Raw genomic sequence first — 13307 nt, 5'->3', positions numbered from 1 at the left:
AGCCCTCCCCGCGATCAGGCACCGTCACCGGGGCGCACCAGCCCCGCCTCATAGGCGAAGATCACTGCCTGGGCCCGGTCCCGCAGGTCCAGTTTGGCCAGCACCTTGCCGATGTGCGTCTTCACCGTCTGCTCCGCCAGCACCAGATGCGCGGCGATCTCCTGGTTCGACAGGCCGCGCGCGATGAGCTCCAACACCTCGGTCTCACGCGGGGTCAGCCCCTTCAACCGCAGCGCCGGGTCCTTGCGCGGCGCCGGCCGCTGCCGGACGAAGTCGGCGATCAGCCGCCGCGTCACCGACGGGGCCAGCAGCGCCTCGCCCGAGGCGACCACCCGGACCGCCGCGATCAGGTCGGCCGGCGGGGCGTCCTTCAACAGGAACCCGGACGCGCCGGCGCGCAGCGCCTCGTACACGTAGTCGTCGATGTCGAAGGTGGTCAGCATCAGCACCTTCGGGCGGTGCACCACGCCCCGCGGGGGATCGAGGAGCTCACGGGCGGCCGTCAGCCCGTCCATCTCCGGCATCCGCACGTCCATCAGCACCACGTCGGGGTGCACCGTGCGCGAGACGCGCACGCCCTCCCTGCCGTCGGGAGCCTCGCCCACCACGTCGATGTCGGCCTGCGCCGAGAGCAGCGCGGCGAACCCCGCCCGCACCATGGCCTGGTCGTCGACGATGATCACGCGGATGGTCAACTCGGTTCCTCGGCTGTTTCGTTCAGGGGCAGACGGGCGGCGACCCGAAAGCCACCGTCCGGCAGCGGACCGGTGTCCAGCGTGCCGCCCGTCAACCGTACGCGCTCCCGCATCCCCACCAGGCCGTGCCCCGTGCCCGAGGTCTCCAGGGCCGGTGCGGCGTCGGGGGCGGGCCCGTTTACCACCAGCACGAGCAATTCGTCGGAGTGGAGGGTCACCGAGACGTGCGTCCGCGCGCCCGGAGCGTGCCGCACCACGTTCGCCAGGGCCTCCTGCACGATCCGGTACGCCGACAGGTCCACCGCCGCGGGCACCGCCGCCGCGGCCCCGGCGGCCAGGGACAACCGCACCGGCTGCCCGGCCCGCACCGTCGCCTCCACCAACTGCTGGAGCCGGTCGATGCCCGGCTGCGGGGCCCGCTCCCCGCCCGGCCCCTCACCGTTCCCGCGCAGCACCGTCAGCAGCCGGCGCATCTCGCCCAGCGACTCCCGGGCGCTCGCCGCGATCGCCTCGAACTCCGCGCGCACCGGATCCGCCATGCCGGGCAGCCGGTACGGGGCGGAGTCGGCCTGCACCGTGATCACCGACATGTGGTGGGCCACCACGTCGTGCAACTCCCTCGCGATCCGCGCCCGTTCCTCCAACAGGGTGCGGCGCGCCCGCTCGGCCTCGCTGATGCCCTGCTGTTCGACGATGCGCTGCTGCGCGTCCCCGAGACCGCGCAGGGCACCCGTCAGCGCGAGGAGGGCGCCGGCGAGGATGAACAACAGCGCGGTGGTGGTGGTCACCCCGTCGGGCCGGAGGAGTTCGAGCGCCCCTCCGACCGCGCCCGTCACCAGCCACACCGCGACCAGGTTCCGCACGGACTCGCGCAACCCCAGACAGACCATCGCCACCAGGTAGCCCACGACCACCATCGGCGTCCACGGCCAGGCTTGCCCGGCCACCCCGTCGGCACGGGTCAGCACCACCGCGCCCACGACGTCCGCGGTCAACACGATGCCCCAGGCGGGCAGCGGCCGGGTCACGGCGAGCAGCAGCGGTGCGGTCTGCGCGACCCCGAGGGCGCCGGCCCAGCCGCCGCCGGCTCCGTAGACGTTGGTCAACACGGCGATCGTCACCGGCATCAACGACAGCACGAAGACGGCCACGACGGCGAAGGGCACTATCCGCTGCCAGGCCTTGGGGGCCCGCGCGAACAGCGGCTCGCCCGCGCGGGCGGGCGTCCGCAGCACCACCGCGAAGCGGGGCACCGCGCGGCCGGACGGTTCGGGGACCGGTGCGGGGGCCGTCGCCCCGGGCGTCGTCTCGCTCATGATCGCCCCACCCTAATGTGAGGGCTCCTCGACGAGCTGCGGGCTGCGGACGCCGGCGCGCGGAGGGCGCCGCCGCCGAAGGTGCGCAGACGCTGACTCCTGACCCGCACGTCAGGGTCACCCTCCGCGCCCCGGGACGCGCGTCCTCGGCGGGAGCGCGCCCTCAGCGCTGCCAGGTCGTGCGCCGCACCACCGTGTCCGACCGGGAGACGGGCGTGTCGCCGGCGTGCGCGGCCAGCGCGCGTCGCATCTCCTCCAAGGCGGGCTGTTCGTCGGTCATCGGGTGCTGGAACTCGTACTGGAGGTCCGTGTCCAGGACCACCCACACCACCCGGCGCTGCTTGTCCCCGGACTTGCGCATGTCCCCCCCCAGTTCGTCACGTGGATGGTCACCGTCCCCACCACGATCTCGCGCACGCTGAACACCAGCCCCACCGCACCGACAGCAGGCACAGGATCGCCCAGCCCCAGAAGACGACGGTGGCGAACAGGCTCTCCTGCTCCCACGGAGTCCAGGCCCAGAACGTCCCCACCCCCAACGCCCCGGCGAGGAGCGAGGCGAAGATCATGCTCCCCGGGCCGTCCTCGTGTATCTCGTACGGTCGTCCCCCCGCGGGCACGTTCATGACCCACCCCCCTGTCGCGTGTAGCGCCATGAGGCCCACGCCCGACCCCGGGGACACCGGCCGGTTCCGGCCCCTCGGGCACCGGGCGGGGGCGGCATAGACTGGCGCCGATCAGATGATCATCGGCACGGGGGAGTCGGTACGCATGGGGACCGCGGCCGCGCTGGAGAAACTGCTGCCCGTGCTGCTGGCCTTCGGCGGCGGGGTGTTCCTCGCGCGGCGCAAGACCGTCCCGGCCGAGGCCTCCAAGGCCTTCGCGGACTACGCCTTCCTCTTCGCCGTGCCCTGCTACCTCTTCGGCAACATATACGCGAGCGACCTCGGCGCGCTGTTCGACTGGCGTGCCATCGGCGGCTACGCGGCGGCCGCCGCCCTCGCCGTCGCCGCCGTCGCCCTTGTCGCCGTCGCCCGCGGGACACGCGAGCCGCGCGCCGTGGCGCTGCGCGTGATGGCCGGCGTCCAGGTCAACACGGCCTACTTCGCGGTGCCGGTCTTCATCACCGTGTTCGGGACCGCGGCGCCGATCTTCCCCGTGCTGCTCTTCCAGGTCTGCGTGCTGTCCCTCGTCGTCATCGCCATCATGGAACTCGGCCGCTCCGGACCGGGGTCCGGCGGTCCCGGAAGGAAGCTCGCGCGCGCCGTCGCGGCCTCGCTCGCCACTCCGCTCGTGCTGGCGTGCAACGCCGGAATCGTCTTGAACCTGCTGTCGGTGCGGGTGCCGGAAGTGGTGTTGGAGGGTGCCGCGTTCGTCGGCGACAGCGCCTCCCCGATCGCCCTGTTCGCGTTGGGCCTGCACCTCGGGGGAGCCGGGCTGGACGTCCGCGGGACCACGCGCGAGGAACTCCTGCTGATCGGCTTCAAGTGCCTGGCCTTCCCGCTGCTGGCGTGGGCGGTGTGCGCGTGGCTGTTCGGCGTACGGGGCGACTGGCTGGCGTACCTCGTCCTGATCGCGGCGATGCCGACCCCGCAGAACCTGTTCATCTTCGCGCAGCGCTACGACGTGGGCGTCGACCTCTCCGCCTCGCTCGTGATCAAGAGTTCGGTGGTTTCCCTCCTGCTGCTGCCGCTGTGGTTGCAGACTGTCGTCTCGTGATCGAACAACGTCCGAACGCCGCGAACCCGCCGGATCCCACGCTGAACCCGGCCACCCTCGGGCTGTTGGCCGCCTGGATCGCGCACGACCTGGAAGAGGTCGCCACCATGGCCCGTTGGTCCCGCACCCGGGTGCCCGCCCTGCGCGAGCGCCACCCCCGGGTGCCCGAACGGCTGTGGAGGAGCGTCACGGACGTCGACGCACTCGAGTTCGCCACCGTCGTCGCGCTCATGGGCCTGATCGTCGCCGCGGCCGCCGCGGCCGGCCGTCGCACCGACGGGCGCTCCGCCTTCTACCAGACCGCCCTGAACGGATTCGGCCTGCACGGGCTGGTCCACCTCGCCCAGTCCGCCGCCACCCGCGGCTACACCCCGGGGGTGGTCACCTCCCCGCTGATTGTCGTCCCCTTCACCCTCTGGGCCCGCGGCCGGCTGCGCCGCGCCGGCGTGCTGCGGCCCACCCGGGCGCGCGACGCGGTGCTCGGCCTCGGTCTGGCCGCCGCGGCCACCGCCGCCGCGCACGCCGCGGCCCGGCTGATCCGCCGCCCCGCGCTCGTTCCCCCGGGCGGGTGCCGCTCGTTCACCCCGCATGGAGCCCCTGCCGACCATCGCGGCGCCGGGCGTCGCTGAACGCGCCGACGCCGCGGCCGAAGCCGCCTGCCACCTCTACGACGCCGTCGCGCCCCGGGGCGTCGGCGGGTCGGGAGGGTGGAGCCGGACCGCCGCCGAGGACGCCGCCGAAGCCATCGAGACCACCGCGCACGCCCTGGCGTTCATCCGTCCGGGCGCCGAGGTCGTCCTGGCGCCGGTGCACACGGCCCTCGCGGAACTGCGCCGCCGGCTGGAACTGTCGCCCGCCGACCCGTTGACCGCGGACGGGGTGCCGGCCACCCCGCGCACGGTCGGCAATCCCCGCCGGACCCGCTGGGTCCGGGTGCCTCACCCGACGCGGGCGCCGGCGACGGCGGTGTCGAACAGGGCCCTGACCTCCTTGCCGAAGTAGGAGCTGTACGAGACGTCGGGCGTGTCCCCGCCCGTCTTCCAGCCGCCGATCACCCCGATCACGTCCCCGGTCCTGGTCTTCGCGTCGTAACGCGCCAGGAACGGGCCGCCGCTGGTCCCACCGGGGTAGCCGGTGCAGACGATGCGCAGGAAGGAGCCGGGGATGCGCGCGTCCTTGCTGGTGAACTTCGTGGTCCGGTTGACGCACACCCGGGGGCGGGCGGCCGCCGACGGATGGCCGATCAGCGTGACCCGGGGGTGCGCGTACGGGCCCCCGGTGAGCAGCCGGTTCCCGCCGACCACGTCCTGCACCCGGCGCCCCTTGGGGCCCGGTCCGACCTGCGCGAAGGCCACGTCGAGGGTGGCCGCCCGGTTGGCGCCCTGGCTGCGGTAGCGCGGGTGGATCCACACCTTCGAGCGGCCCTTGGCGTCGCGCAGCACGGGGAACATGCCGTGGGGCCGGGGGTTCTTGGCCGTGTACCGCGGGACGAACGCCACCTTCCGGGTGTCGGAGCCGAGCAGGCAGTGTGCCGCGCTGAGCACCAGGTTGCGGCCGGGGGAGGCGACCACGCTCGCCGTGCAGAAGTACGCACCGGCGCCCTTCATGACGAACATCCGGCCGACGACCGGGATGCCGTCGAAGTTCGCGCCGGTGCCGGGGCCCGCCAGGGCGGCGCCGATGGTGTCCCCGGCCCGGTCGGACTCGGCGGACGGTTCGGGCACGGGGGTGGCCGAGCCGGCGGGCGCGGTCACCGGAGTGCCGGCGGCGGACGGGTCGGGGACCGCAGTCGCGGCGTTGTCCGGGCTCGCGGCGTTGTCCGGGACCGGGACACGGTCCGGGACCGCGTCCGGGCTCGGGGCGCCGGACGGTACGGCCGTGTCGGGCGCGGCGCCCGGCGCGAGGGGCGCGGGGGTCGCGGAGGCCATGCGTTCGGCGGTCCAGAAGGACTGGGCCTCCCGGACCGACCAGCGGCCGACGGCGCGTGCGGTGCCGGCCTCGGCGACCGGCAGCGGGCCGCCGAGCAGCGCCAGCGCGGTCGCTGCCGCCGCCATGGTCAAGGTGCGTCGCATGCGGGGCTCCCTAGATGGCTTGGGGGAAGCGGAACAACCGGTTCGGGTCATGGGCGCGTCGGACCTCCTGGAGGCGGGCGAGGTTCGTCCCGTAGTAGGCCGAGCGCCAGTCGACGAGCTTCGGATCGACGTAGTTCTGGTACGCGCGACCGCTCGCCCAGGGGCGCAGGTCCTGCCAGAGCCCGTCGAGCCAGCCCTGGTGCCGGGCCACCTCGTCGGCCGACGCGGACTCGGGCCAGTAGGCGAGGTACTGGGACAGGAACGCGCTGTCGCGGTGGACGAATGCGGTGTCGGAGGGGCCCGGCCGGTTCATGGCCCCGCCGCACTCCCCGAGGAACTGGACCACGCCCCGCCCACCGGCCGGCGCCGCCCGCGCGTAGCCGCGCACGCCGGCCAACACCGCCCGGAGGGCCGCCTCCGGCAGCCCGGCGCCGGTCCAGAAGTCCGAGCGGGCCGCGTACGAGGCCCGGCCGATCACACCGCGCGGGTCGTGGCCGGGCAGGGTGCCCGGCAGGCGGCACCGGGCGGCGGCCCGCTCCTCGCAGCCGGCCATGGCCCGCAGGGTGTCCCCGTACCCCCGTACGACGAGGTGACGCTCCAGCGGCTCCCGGCCGACCAGGTCGGACAGCCGGGTCAACTGCCGCTCCAGTTCGCCCCGCCCGTCGAAGCACAGCACCTTGACGGACGGGACGGGTTCCGGACCGGACTCGATCACGAACTCCACGTGGCTCCAGAACGGGTCCGGCAGCCCGCCCGACCAGCGTTGCCAGCCGCTCAGCACCGCCGCGGACCGCGCGGCCGGCCAGTGCAGTTCGGCGAAGGCCACGTCCCCGACCGGGTGAGTGCGGAACCGGAACTCCGTCACCACGCCGAAGTTGCCGCCCCCACCGCCGCGCAGTGCCCAGAAGAGGTCGGGATCGTGTCCCGCGTCGACGTCTCGGACGACGCCGTCGGGAGTGACCACCCGGGCGCCGGTCAGCGCGTCCGAGGTGGTGCCGTGCACCCGCGAGGCCAGTCCCATGCCCCCGCCGAGCGTGAGCCCGGCGATCCCGACCGAGGGACACAGCCCGGTCGGGATGCCCCGACCGCGTGCGGCGAGCGTGGCGTTGACCTCGCCGAGGCGGGCGCCGGCTCCGATCCGTGCCCCGTCCCCCTCGACCGCCACCTCGGCCATCGCCCCGACGTCGACCACGAGCCCGCCGTCGCCGCCGGACCAGCCCGCGTAGCCGTGGCCGCCACCGCGCGGCACCACCGGCACGGAGGAGCGACGGGCGAAGTCCAGGCAGGCGGCCACGTCCGAGGCGTGCGCGGGATACGCCACCGCGGCCGGCGCGAGGCCGTCGTAGCGGGGTTGGAAGAGCCGGCGTGCCTCGGGGTAGTCCCGGTCGCCCGGCAAAACGATCCGCCCGTCCACGGAGCGGGCGAGCGCGGCGAAGTCGGGGCCGCGTACGAGGCGCCGGGACGGGCGGCTGACGAGGTCCGAGGGACCCCGCGCGGTCGCCCCGACCGTGGCCAGGACTGCGGCGGCCGCGCTTGTGAGGACCAGACGGCGGTGCGGGCTCATCCCCCCTTCCTGCCATCGGCCGGCCGGTTCGGGGCGAAGGCGGGACCACAAAGGGCGAGTTGCCCCCCGAACGGCCCAGGAACCCGCTCGTCCCCGTCCCCCGCCCGGCCGGACGCCCCCGGGTCAGGGGGATCCGGGGGCGTCCGGATCGGGTGTGCGGGCCAGCAGGAAACCCTGGGGGGAGCGTTCCCCGTCATCGGGTTCGCGCACCAGGCGGGCCACCTCGGCCAGGCCTGCGCCGGTCAGCAGCGAGGCCACGCGCTGGGGCGCCATCCCGTACACGTCGAGGTCGACGGGGTGCCCGTACGCCCGCTCCAGCCGGGTCCGATACTCCCCGGCCTTGAACGCGATCAGCAGGTGGCCGCCCGGCGCGAGCACCCGCGCGCACTCGGCGAACACCGGCGGCAGGTCCTGCGGCGGGGTGTGCACGGTGGAGTACCAGAGCAGCACTCCGCCCAGGACCCCGTCGGCCACGTCCAGCGCCGCCATGGAGCCCACCTCGAACCGCAGCCCCGGATGGGTCCGCCGGGCCACCGCCACCATCGCCGGCGACAGGTCCACGCCGAAGGCCCGTACGCCGAGACCGGTCAGGTGCGCCGTCACCCGACCCGGGCCGCAACCCAGGTCCGCGACGGCGCGGCCCGGGCCGCCGTCCCCGCCCCGCACGCATTCGGCGAAGGCGGCCAGCATCGCGCGGTCCAGCGGCTTGCGGGCCAACTCCGACCCCAGGAGCCGGGCGTAGTCGACGGCGACGGCGTCATAGGACACCCGCACGGAATGCAGGTACGAGGTGGCGTTCATGCCCCTGGACAGTAGCCCGCGCGGAGGCCCGACTCACCCCCCGGACAGTGGATTGGGGAGGTCCGCCCACTGGTCGCCCGACGTGCCGGGGGCCAGCCGCATCAGCGTGAGCGCCTTGACCGGCAGCGGACCGGACCGCAGGGCCTCGGTGTCCGCCGTGGCGGGGAGGTCCGCCAACAGACCCAGGGCCTCGCCGAGGGCCGGGGCCGATCCCGCCGTGGCGGCGAGGGCCCCGGCCGCCAGCGAGCCGAACAGCTTGCGCCGCAGCACCGTCTCGTCGTCGGTGACCAACCGTCCCGACACCGGAGGCGCCGCCAGCCCGTGCCGGGCCAGTCGGGCGGGGCTGATCCGGATGTCGGCGAGGTCGCGGTAGACCAGCCGCAGCGGGGACCCGGTGGGGGAGAGGACGACCAGCAGGTTCTGGCCGTGGGCCTCCAGGGCCACCCCGAGGTCCAGCACCTCCAGACACACCGACAGCGCCAGCCGGGCGAAGTCCGCCCGCCAGGCCGGCGAGGCGGCGAGCGGGGTGCCCGCGAGGGCCGCCACCGGTACGACCCGCTCGCCCGGGCCCGCGTACGCCTCAGGGGGCTCGCGGAAGACCGTCGCCAGGTCCGGGCTGTGCGCGGTCGCGGCGGCCAGGGTGCGCGTGACGTGGAGGCGGCCGCCGAGCCGCTGCGACAGCGCGTGCGCGAAGGCGGAGACGGCGGCCGCCGTCTCGATCGAATAGCCGGAGATGTCCCGCACCGAGGAGGTGAGCCGGGTGCTCAGCGAGGTCTTCACGTGGGGCCCGCCCCCGACCGGGGCAAGGGTCCGCAGCGACATCAGCGGATGCGCGGCCGGGAAGGGGCCGCCGCCGCCCCGCACGCCGCCCTGCTTCAGGACGTGCTCCGCCTGCCACGGGTGCACCGGGAGCAGCACGTGCCCCCCGTCCCGCAGCTCGGCCGGCCAGTCCCCGGTGACCAGACACTCCTCGGCCCGGACGGAGACCGTCCCGAGCGCGACGAGCGGCCGGTGCTCGGGCGCGTACGCCAACTGTTCCGCCACCGAGAAGCCGGGCCGGGAGCGACAGTTGGGGTGGTAGGGGTGGCCGTCGACCACCCGCTGTTCCCACTCCCAGCCCGCCCGCGGGGCGCCGTCCGTCGCGGGGTCGGGCTGCCCCGCCCGGGACAGCGCCAGCGAGGCGGTGCTGTCGTCCAGCTCGGCCGCGAACGCGGCCCCGTGCGGCACGTCGAGCGCCGACATCAGGCGCGCCGCGTGCCGGTACGCCCGTCCGTCGAACCGGACCTCGGTGACGTGGGACCGGGTGGCGTAGGGATCGGGCAGCGGCCCCTCCAGCCGTCCACCCCGGGAGGTGACGAGCACCAGCGAATCCGGCCCGGACTCCCGTCGAACCACCCAGGGCAGCGGTTCGAAGGCCAGCGCCCGCCAGAGCCGGGTCAGCACGGCGGCCCGCGCGCCTTCCAGCTCGGCGGCGTACGCGGCCACGAGGTCGGGCCGTACGTCGGCCAGCTCGGCGGCGACGGTCTCCTCGGCCGGGGGGACGGGGACGTGCGTGCTGCGGTCCAGGGTCCTGGTCCTCTCTCATCATCGGGTACACCTGATGATCGGTGATGATCACCGAATGGATCGAATGGATCGAATGGAACCAGTGGACCTCAACGCCGCAGCCGACGCCCTCGCAGCCGCTCCGCTGCTGAACTGCCTGCTGCGGGAGGCCGCCGATCCCACAGGTGAGGAGGGTGTCCACCGGCTGCGCGGCACCGGGCGGCTGCTGCGGGTGGCGGGCGGTCGCCGGCCCGAGCGGCCGGAACTGCTCGTCGGGAACGGCCGGCATCCGCTGGGCCTCGCGGAACTGGTCAAGCTCGCCTCGGACGAGCTGCGCCTGTACACGGGCGTCTCCAACGACGAACTGCCGACGGAGATCACCGACAGCCGGGACGCCGTCGCCGCGCTGCTGGCCGCCCGGGCCGCGGCCCCGGCCCCGCAGGACCCCTACGTCCGGTCCGAACAGGCGCTGGTGATGGGCCACCCGCACCACCCGGCCCCCAAGTCACGGGGCGGCGCGCCCGCCGCGAGCTGGCTGCCGTACGCGCCGGAGGCGCACACCCGGTTCCCCCTGGTCCTGCTCGGCCTGCGGGAGGACCAGGTGGTCGAGGAGGGCCCGCCGGCCGCCTCCGAGGCGATCGACTCGCTCGCGGAACTCCTCGACGGCCCGCGCCCGCCCGCCGGGTACCGGCTGCTGCCGGCGCACCCCTGGCAGCTGGACCTGGTCGGCGACCTTCCCGCGGTGCGCGAGGCCTTCGCCGACGGGCGGCTGCTGCGACTCGGACCGACCCGGCGCCCGGTCTGGCCGACCGCCTCGATCCGGACCCTGTACGCGCCCGATCCGAGCGCCGACCTGTTCGTCAAGTTCAGCCTCGACGTCCGCGTCACCAACGACGTCCGCCGACTGTGGAGGCACGACCTGCTGAGGCTCAGGCGCACGGACTCGGCCGTCGAGGCCGGGTTCGCCGAACTGCGTCGCGAGGGGTCGCAGGCCGTCTGGCTGGCCGACCGGGGCTACCGCACCGCCGGCTTCGCCTTCGAGGAACTGGCCGTCCTGGTCCGCGACGGACTGCGCGGACAGGGGCTGCCGGGGACCGATCCGCTGCTGGCCGCCGCGCTCGCGGAGGGCTTCCCGGGCAGCCCGTTGGCCGCCACACCCGACCCGGCCGGGTGGTGGAGGGCGTATCTGCGCCAGGTCGTGCCCCCCGTGTTGGAGCTGTTCGCCCGGCGGGGGATCGTGCTGGAGGCACATCTCCAGAACTGCCTGGTGGCCGTCGACGGCGGGGGCATGCCGGTGCAGGCGTTCTTCCGTGACGCGGAGGGCGTGAAACTCCCGGGGGACCTGTCGCGGGAGGACGGATGGCAGCGGCTGCTGTACTGCCTGGTGGTCAACCACCTGGCCGAGGTCGGCGGGGCGCTGGCCGAGGCGCATCCGGCCGTGGTCGGCCAGGTGTGGCCGGCCGTCCGGGAGGAGTTCCGGCGCGGCGAGGCCGCCACGGGGCTCGCGGAGATCGGTGAACTGGCGACCGCTCCGTCGCTGCCGGCCAAGACGAACCTGCTGCTGAGGTGGACCGGGGCGGACGGCGCGGACGCGCGCTACCTGCCGCTGCCGAACCCGCTGAGGGGGTAGCGGGCCGGGCGTGGCATTCCGGCCAAGGTGGTGTCGGTCGCCTCTTCCCCCGGTGTGGAAAGGTATAGACCAATGCTACGTTGGTCGGGCAGACCGCGCAGCCCTTGACCACCCGTCAGAGGAGTAGCCATGCCCTCCCCTTCGCGGGGCGGCGCCCCGGCCGCCATGCCCAAGTATCAGCGGATCGCCGCAGCGCTGCGGCACGAGATCGACCGCACCGCGCACACCCCCGGCGCCAGACTGCCCTCCGAACGCAGCCTCGCCGCCCGCTACCAGGTCAACCGGCAGACCATCCGAGCCGCGCTCCAACACCTGCGGGCGGACGGGCTGATCGTCACCGGCCGGCGCGGCACCCGGCCCGCCGCCGCGCCCACGTCCATCCCCGCCGCCGCCCCGGCGGCCGGCTCCGTGCCGGCCCAGTGTTGGGTCGCGTTCGTCAGCCTGGCCCCGACCTACGCCGCGCTGCTCGGCATGAAGGGCGGCGAGCGCACCCTCGTGCACCACCGCCGCGAACGGGACCCGGCGGGGGAGACCCTCCAGCACGCGGTCACCTACCTCAGCCCCGTCGTGGTGGCCGCCACCCCCGAACTCTCCGCGCTGTGTCGCCGCACCGCGGCCCGCGACGAGGACCTCGGGCCGCTGCACCGCTGGCTCGACCGCGCGACGGCGACCGGCCGGGTCGCCGAGACCCTCACCATGACCCGCACCAGCCACCCGCCGAACTCCCCTACCGCCTGCGGACTGAGCGTGCGCCGCACCCTCCACGACGGCTCCGGCCGGCTGCTCGCCGTCACGGACCTGGCCTTCCCGACCTGGGACCGGCTCACCTTCCACCGGGACCGGGCCGCGGGCGGATTCCGCGTCAGCTGACGGCGCCACTCCGACGGGACGCCCCGCCGCCCCGCCCCGGCGCCCCGTACGGGGCGGCGTACCGGCGCTCGAAGACCGCGCCCGTCGGTCGACCGGCATGTCAGGTGTGGGTGTGGATGTCGCCGCTGGTCGTCGAGGTGATGACCTCCCGCCGCCCGAGATCGCCCGGGGGAATCCCCGGATGGTGACCGGGCGGACGGCTGCCCGGGGGGACCCCCAGGGCCAGTCGGGAGACGATCCGGTAGCGGTCGCCCCGGTAGACGGAGTGCACGTACTCCACGGGGCGGCCGGTGGAGTCGGTCGTGAGCCGCTCGATGAGCAGGGCCGGCGAGAGCGGCGGTACGTCCAGCAGGCGGGCCTCGGCCTCGTTGACCACCGTCGGCTCGATCGACTGCCGTGCCTCGTGGACGAAGACCCCGTGGCGGTCCCGCAGGTGCTCGTAGAGGTCCCCGGCCTCCAGTTCCGCCGGGGTCAGGGCCGGGACCAGATCGGCCGGGATGTGCAGGTGCTCGATCGCCATGGGGGCGCCGTCCACCAGCCGCAGCCGGGCGATGTACAGCAGTTCCTCGCCGGGGGAGACGCGCAGCCGGCGGCCGGTGCGGGCGCCCGCCCGGACGGTGGCGTGCTCCAGGATCCTGCTCGACCAGTGGCCCGCCGCCCGGCCCACTGCGAACGCCGACTCGTCCGGGGTCAGCTCCTGCGTGATCTTGGCCGGGGCCACGAACATCCCGCGTCCGTGTTCCCGGACGAGCGCGCCCGTCGCCACGAGTTCGTCCACGGCCGCGCGCAGGGTGGGGCGCGACACCTCCAGCGTCGCGCACAGGGTGCGTTCCGAAGGGATCGCGTCCCCGGGTCGACGCGTGTCGATCAGCCCCAACAGGTGCTCGCGGACCCGCTCCCGCTTGAGCACCGAACCGGTGGCCGGCCCCCGGGCCGCCGCCGAGGGATTGCGCTCCATCACCCAGGTCCCTTCCGCCGTGCCCGACTGTCCAACTGGTCATATGCATCTAAGCATTCGGCGGACTGATCCGCGAGATCCGGTCATCGATTCCCCGGGGCGCGGGGGTTGACGGGTCGAAGAGGGCGTGTCACCTT

Annotated in this window: 14 protein-coding genes; 5 read left to right on the top strand and 9 right to left on the bottom strand. The window is 74.7% G+C overall.

The window, feature by feature from the left end; all coding sequences use genetic code 11:
* Window positions 1-14: 14 nt before the first annotated feature.
* The 4 genes from OTB19_RS20625 to OTB19_RS20610 all read right to left on the bottom strand — a co-directional run bounded on the left by OTB19_RS20625 (window position 15) and on the right by OTB19_RS20610 (window position 2637).
* On the bottom strand, window positions 15-695 hold the full coding sequence (locus OTB19_RS20625) for a response regulator (protein ID WP_267799820.1): 681 nt from the start codon (window positions 693-695) through the stop codon (window positions 15-17).
* Window positions 692-2011 carry a sensor histidine kinase gene (locus OTB19_RS20620; protein ID WP_267799819.1) on the bottom strand — a complete coding sequence of 440 codons (1320 nt, stop codon included), beginning with the start codon at window positions 2009-2011 and terminating at the stop codon, window positions 692-694. Before OTB19_RS20620 ends, OTB19_RS20625 begins: the two co-directional genes overlap by 4 nt.
* Window positions 2012-2174: 163 nt before the next feature.
* Entirely contained in the window at window positions 2175-2372 is a 198-nt protein-coding gene (locus OTB19_RS20615) for a hypothetical protein (RefSeq protein ID WP_267799818.1), read from the bottom strand.
* A gap of 28 nt (window positions 2373-2400) precedes the next feature.
* Complete coding sequence (locus OTB19_RS20610) at window positions 2401-2637, bottom strand: hypothetical protein (RefSeq protein WP_267799817.1); 237 nt, start codon at window positions 2635-2637, stop codon at window positions 2401-2403.
* 145 nt (window positions 2638-2782) lie between these two features.
* Between OTB19_RS20610 and OTB19_RS20605 the strand changes: the two genes are divergently transcribed.
* The 3 genes from OTB19_RS20605 to OTB19_RS20595 are packed head-to-tail and all read left to right on the top strand — an operon-like array spanning window position 2783 to window position 4732.
* Window positions 2783-3730, top strand: coding sequence for an AEC family transporter (locus OTB19_RS20605; protein ID WP_267799816.1), 948 nt, complete (start codon window positions 2783-2785; stop codon window positions 3728-3730).
* Window positions 3727-4359, top strand: coding sequence for an HXXEE domain-containing protein (locus OTB19_RS20600; RefSeq protein ID WP_267799815.1), 633 nt, complete (start codon window positions 3727-3729; stop codon window positions 4357-4359). The genes OTB19_RS20605 and OTB19_RS20600 overlap by 4 nt, the downstream gene beginning before the upstream one ends.
* Window positions 4319-4732, top strand: a complete 414-nt coding sequence (locus OTB19_RS20595; protein ID WP_267799814.1) for a hypothetical protein — start codon at window positions 4319-4321, stop codon at window positions 4730-4732. The genes OTB19_RS20600 and OTB19_RS20595 overlap by 41 nt, the downstream gene beginning before the upstream one ends.
* Here OTB19_RS20595 and OTB19_RS20590 read toward each other — a convergent pair.
* From OTB19_RS20590 to OTB19_RS20575, 4 genes are all read right to left on the bottom strand, one after another.
* A complete protein-coding gene (locus tag OTB19_RS20590; RefSeq protein ID WP_267799812.1) occupies window positions 4669-5802 on the bottom strand; it encodes a trypsin-like serine protease in 1134 nt (377 codons plus the stop codon). The two genes, OTB19_RS20595 and OTB19_RS20590, sit on opposite strands and share 64 nt — an antisense overlap.
* Before the next feature lie 10 nt (window positions 5803-5812).
* Window positions 5813-7366, bottom strand: coding sequence for an FAD-binding oxidoreductase (locus OTB19_RS20585; RefSeq protein WP_267799811.1), 1554 nt, complete (start codon window positions 7364-7366; stop codon window positions 5813-5815).
* 123 nt (window positions 7367-7489) lie between these two features.
* A complete protein-coding gene (locus OTB19_RS20580) occupies window positions 7490-8167 on the bottom strand; it encodes a class I SAM-dependent DNA methyltransferase (protein WP_267799810.1) in 678 nt (225 codons plus the stop codon).
* Between the two features lie 33 nt (window positions 8168-8200).
* The gene (locus OTB19_RS20575; RefSeq protein WP_267799809.1) at window positions 8201-9652 is read right to left on the bottom strand and encodes an IucA/IucC family siderophore biosynthesis protein; all 1452 of its coding nucleotides are present in this window, start codon (window positions 9650-9652) and stop codon (window positions 8201-8203) included.
* A gap of 136 nt (window positions 9653-9788) precedes the next feature.
* Between OTB19_RS20575 and OTB19_RS20570 the strand changes: the two genes are divergently transcribed.
* Window positions 9789-11342: an IucA/IucC family protein gene (locus tag OTB19_RS20570; protein WP_267799808.1), complete on the top strand. Its 1554-nt coding sequence runs from the start codon at window positions 9789-9791 to the stop codon at window positions 11340-11342.
* 129 nt (window positions 11343-11471) lie between these two features.
* On the top strand, window positions 11472-12212 hold the full coding sequence (locus OTB19_RS20565; RefSeq protein ID WP_267799806.1) for a GntR family transcriptional regulator: 741 nt from the start codon (window positions 11472-11474) through the stop codon (window positions 12210-12212).
* A 100-nt stretch (window positions 12213-12312) separates the two neighbouring features.
* On the opposite strand, the gene OTB19_RS20560 is transcribed toward OTB19_RS20565, so the two are convergent.
* Window positions 12313-13170: a GntR family transcriptional regulator gene (locus tag OTB19_RS20560; RefSeq protein ID WP_267799804.1), complete on the bottom strand. Its 858-nt coding sequence runs from the start codon at window positions 13168-13170 to the stop codon at window positions 12313-12315.
* Window positions 13171-13307: the final 137 nt, after the last annotated feature.

Source organism: Streptomyces sp. H27-H5 (assembly GCF_026627505.1).
GTDB lineage: Bacteria > Actinomycetota > Actinomycetes > Streptomycetales > Streptomycetaceae > Streptomyces.
Note: the sequence above shows the minus strand (reverse complement) of the source record. Positions and strands in the feature narration are given on the sequence as shown.